General features: G+C 70.8%; 4 protein-coding genes. All 4 read left to right on the plus strand.

The genetic code is table 11. From position 1 onward, the window contains the following. Positions 1–694, plus strand: a 694-nt coding sequence (locus tag VGT06_07925) for an inositol monophosphatase family protein (protein ID HEV8663049.1), incomplete at its 5' end; no start/stop codon positions are given. A gap of 108 nt (positions 695–802) precedes the next feature. Further along, on the plus strand, positions 803–2,605 hold the full coding sequence (locus VGT06_07930; GenBank protein HEV8663050.1) for a thiamine pyrophosphate-binding protein: 1,803 nt from the start codon (positions 803–805) through the stop codon (positions 2,603–2,605). Positions 2,606–2,682: 77 nt separating this feature from the next. After that, on the plus strand, positions 2,683–3,567 hold the full coding sequence (locus VGT06_07935; GenBank protein HEV8663051.1) for an NAD-dependent epimerase/dehydratase family protein: 885 nt from the start codon (positions 2,683–2,685) through the stop codon (positions 3,565–3,567). 203 nt (positions 3,568–3,770) lie between these two features. Further along, the coding region (locus tag VGT06_07940; protein HEV8663052.1) for an inositol catabolism protein at positions 3,771–4,001 on the plus strand (231 nt) is incomplete at its 3' end.

Consider the following 4,001-nt stretch of genomic DNA (forward strand, 5'->3'; position numbering starts at 1 on the left):
CGAGGCGGCCATCCTGGATGTCATTCGCCAGGCCGGAATCGATGCCACCGTCCTCTCCGAGGAAGCGGGGGAGGTCCGCGTGGCGGGGAAGGGCGAGCCGGTCTGCGTGGTCGTGGACCCCTTCGACGGCTCGGCCCTGTATCGTCACGGCATCCGGGCCTTTTGGTACACCGCCATTGGAATCCTGAGCGCGGATGGCCGACCGATGGCAGCGGCGTGCCTCGACCTGATCCACGGGACGGTCGAGGTAGCCGGCGGTGGGAGGGGGTTCACGGGGCGGCTGGACGGGACGACCCTCCGGGACCCGGTGCCCCTCCGGCCTTCCGGCGCGACCAGGCTCCAGGGGGCGCGGCTCGAGGTCTATCTCATGAAGCCGGCCTTCCTCCGGGCGGCACTGGACCGGGCCGGACCCCTCCTGCGGGTGGCAGGGTTCGTCCTCCCGAACGGGGGGCCGCCGGGGCTGGCGGACGTCGCGGCGGGCCGTGTCGACCTCTACGTGGGCCTGCGGCAGGGGCCGACGGAGATCTTCTCGGCCCTGGCCCTGGCCGAGGCGGCGGGGGCCACGGTCACGGACCTCACGGGCCAGCCGCTCAACTTCGTCCCCGATATGAGCGCGACGAGCGACGTCCTCTGCGCGGCCACCCCGCCGCTGCACCGGGAGGTGCTCCAGGCCTTGCGGGCGGGAGGACGCTGAGACCGAAGCCCCCCCTCGCTTGCCTGGGCTGGGGGGTTTCGGTATGCTGGGCGGACCGAGGCAGAGGGAACGGCGAGAAGGTGAGGGGGGGCAGAGGGGAGGGCGGCGATGCGGCTCACGGGCGGGGAGATCGTCGCGGAGTACCTGATCCGCCGGGAGGTCCCCTACATCGTGGGGATCCCGGGGCACGGCAACACCTCGCTGCTGGACGCCTTCGTGGACCGGGCCGACCGGGTGAAGATGATCCCGGTCATGCACGAGCAGAGCGCCGTCCATCTGGCGGACAGCTTCTACCGGGTGAGCGGGACGCCGCTCGCCGTCACCACCTCCATCGGGCCCGGCGCGACCAACACCACCATCGGCATCGCCCAGGCCTACGTGGACTCCACGGCGGTCCTCCTCATCACCGGCTCGGTCCATACCTACATGCGGGGGCACACGGTCCTCCAGGAGATCGAGCGGGTCCAGTGGGCGAACTTCCCCCGGATCCTCGAGCCCATCGTCAAGCGCTACTGGCAGGTGAGCCGCGTGGACCAGCTCCCGTACGTCCTGCACCGGGCCTTCAACCAGATGCTGGCGGGACGGCGGGGGCCGGTCCTGGTGGACCTGCCCATGGACGTGCAGGCGGATGCGGCCGACGTGGAGCTGCCGGAGGCGGACGAGCGGGAGCCGCACGGGCGGATGCGCCCCGACGCGGCCGAGGTCGAGCGCGCGGCGAAGCTCCTGTGGGGAGCGAAGCGGCCGGTCCTGCTGGCGGGGGGCGGGATCATCACGGCCGGCGCCGCCGCCGAGTTCACCGCGCTGGCGGAGCACCTGGGCGCTGCGGTCGTGACGACGTGGATGGGCAAGGGGGCGACGCCCGAGGACCATCCCCTCTACGGCTGGCACCCCGGGGACACCGGCTCCTCCGTGGGCAACGCCCTGTGCCGCTCGGCCGATGTGATTCTGGCCCTCGGCTGCCGGTTCACCGACTGGATCGCGTCCTCCTATCGGGATAAGATCACATTCGCCATCCCGCCGACGAAGCTCATTCAGGTGGACCTGGACCCGCACGAGATCGGGAAGAACTACCCGGTGACGGTGGGGCTCCTGGCCGACGCCAAGGCAGCGCTGGCCGACCTGCTCGAGGCCGTCCGGGACCTGGGGAAGGGACGCGACTACAAGAAAGGGGCCTACTTCAAGGACATCATCAAGCACCGGGAGGAGTGGTACGCGCGCCTGCGTCCGGCCCAGACCGCCGACATGAAGCCCATGACCATCTCCCGGGCCCTCGTGGAGCTGCGGAAGGCGCTTCCCAAGGAGACGATCGTGGTGACCGGGGCGGGACTCCCGCAGACCCAGGTCTGGCAGGAGTTCCCGGTGTACGCGCCGCGCACCCACATCACCTCGGGCGGCTTCTCCACGATGGGATTCACGGTCCCCGGCAGCATCGGGGCGAAGCTGGCCGCGCCGAAGGCGCCGGTCGTGGGCATCGCCGGCGACGGGGATTTCATGCAGACGATGCAGGAGCTGGCGGTGGCCGTGCAGCTCGACGTGCCGATCCTGCTCGTGATCCTGAACAACTGCGGCTGGCAGTCCATCAAGAACCTCCAGCTCAACGCCTACGGTGAGAAACGGCTGCTCGGGACGGAGTTCAAGAAGAGGGACGGGACTCCCTACAGCGCTCACTTCGCCGACGTGGCCAAGGCGTTCGGCTGCCACGCGGAGCGGGTGGAGGACCCGGCAGGCATCGGCGCCGCGGTCAAGAAGGCGATGGCGAAGGGAGGGCCGGCGGTCCTGGAGCTCATGACGGCCCGGGAGTGGCCCCACACCGGGGTGCAGAAGACGGGCTGGTGGGACGTGCCGATCCCGACCTACCTCCCAAAGAAGCGGAAGGAGTACGAGGCTGCGCGCGCCGAGGAGAAGCTTTAGGGTGCGAGGGTCGGGGGGCGGTCCAGCGTGCAGGGGGGCACGCAGCGGGGGAGGGGGGGCATGGCCTGCGCGTCTTCATCACAGGTGGGACGGGGTACGTGGGGAGCGGGATCGTGCGCGCGCTGGTCGAGGCAGGACACCGGGTGACCGGGCTTGTCCGCTCCGCGGAGAAGGAAGCGGTCCTCCGGGGGCTCGGAGCAACTCCGGTCCGCGGCGATCTAAAGGATCCACCAACGTACAGGGGGATGGCGGCGGAGCACGATGCCGCGATTCACGCCGGGTTCGAGTACAGCGAGAAGGCCGTGGAAGCGGACAGGATCGCCATCGAGACCCTGCTTGCCGCGACGAAGGCCGGGGGCGGGTTGCGGGGGGTGGTGTATACCTCCGGAGTCTGGGTGCTGGGGAACACCGGCGACCGCCCGGCTGACGAGGGTGCCTCGACGGCCGGGGCGGCGCCCATCGTCGCGTGGCGTCCGGCCCACGAGCGGCTCGTGCTGGATGCCGGACGGGGCACCCTGGCGACGGCGGTCATCCGGCCGGGGATGGTGTACGGGGGGAAAGGGGGGCTGGTGACCCAGTTTTTCTCCTCGGCGACCAAGGAGGGTGCCGCGGCCTACGTGGGGACCGGGACGAACCGCTGGTCCCTGGTGCACCGGGATGACCTCGGGCAACTCTATCGGCTGGTCGTGGAGAAGCGGGCCCGCGGCGTCTTCCACGGCGTGGATGGTGTCCCCGTAGCGGTCGCCGACGCCGCCCGGGCGGCGAGCCACGCGGCGGGCAAAGGGGGCGCCACGCGGAGCATCCCGCTGGAAGAGGCGCGCAAGCAGATGGGGCCGGTGGCCGACGCGCTCTGCCTCGACCAGGTCGTGGTCACCCGGCGGTCGGCCGAGCTGGGGTGGAAGCTGAAGCAGGACTCTTTCCTCGATGGCGTCCGGCCCGCCTTCGACGAGTGGCGGGCGTAGCCGAATTGCGTCTACCCCCCTCACCACCGCCCTCAGCTTGATCCTCACTCCCCCTCACCTTAATCCTCTCCCCCGAGGGGGGAGAGGAGAGGGAGAGGGGGCCAGGAGGGTATGTGTAATCCTCTCCCCCTTTGTCTGTAACCCTCTCCCCCATGGGGGGAGAGGGGAGGGTGAGGGGGAGAGGGGAGGGTGAGGGGGCCGCGATGCGGATCGGGACCGCGCCGATCAACTGGAACAACGCCGATCTCCCAGACTGGCGCCCGGTCGTTCCCTACGAGCGGGCGCTCGGGGAGATGCGGGAGGCCGGCTACGAGGGGACGGAGTACGGCGCCGGGTTCCCTGAGGACCCCGCCAAGCTCCGGGCGGACCTGGCCGCCCACGGCCTCGCCCTGGCCTCGACGTTCTGCTGGGTGGACTTGCGGGAGGAGCGGCGG

It is taken from the genome of Candidatus Methylomirabilis sp., from assembly GCA_036000645.1.
In the GTDB taxonomy this organism is placed as follows: Bacteria; Methylomirabilota; Methylomirabilia; order Methylomirabilales; family JACPAU01; genus JACPAU01.